1 pseudogene is annotated in these 740 nt (G+C 63.4%); it reads right to left on the bottom strand.

Annotated elements, in window-relative coordinates:
• Positions 1-740, bottom strand: a pseudogene (locus ACXAHG_RS23525) (hypothetical protein); the annotation flags it as partial.

Here is a 740-nt window from a genome sequence, read left to right as displayed (position 1 = left end):
CGTCCGCCAGCGCTGCCCCCGGGACTTTGATTTTGCCGGTGTTTTCGGAGACCTCTTTGGGGGCCAGGGCCTCCTCCAGGTCGTCGATTGTCCGGACGATGCCATAGGCCGGGGCGGCGGTGTGTTCGATGTCCGAAAGCTTCACCAGATCGCCGTAGACGGTGATCGAACCCAGCCGGTCGTCGTTATGGGCGCCGCCGTTGTTGCCCTGGTCGGAGTAAAGCTTGATCACCGAATGATCCATCACCCCGTCGCCGTTCTTGTCGCCATAGGTGATTGAGGCGATCTCGGTGGTGTGGCCTTCGATCACGATGCGGTCGCCCTCGGCGCGGCTGTAATCCTGCACCACGTCGTTGCCCAGAATGTCGACCCAATGGTCGTGCAGCTTGTCGTTTTCGCCTGCGACCCCGTGCCAGTTGATGGTGCCGTCGTCGCGGGTGTGCTTCTCGATATAGCGCTCCTTGGCGTTGATAAGCATCTGGAAGTAAAAGATATCCGCGCCCTTTCCGCCGATCAGTAGATCATCGCCCGGCACCGGCTGGTCCGGGTAGAGCTTGCCATCGTTCAGCTCGTTCAGCGGGTCGCCCTCGTCGCGGTTGGGGTCATAGAAGATGGCGCCCTCGCGCCCGTCGGCGCGGCTGATCAGCAGGTCGTTGCCGCCGCCGCCCTTCAGCGTATCCTCGCCATGGCCGCCGTCCAGCACGTCATTGCCGCCGCCGCCCAGCAGCGTGTCGTTGCCG

The organism is Leisingera sp. ABD4_442 (genome assembly GCF_056160905.1).
Note: the sequence above shows the minus strand (reverse complement) of the source record. Positions and strands in the feature narration are given on the sequence as shown.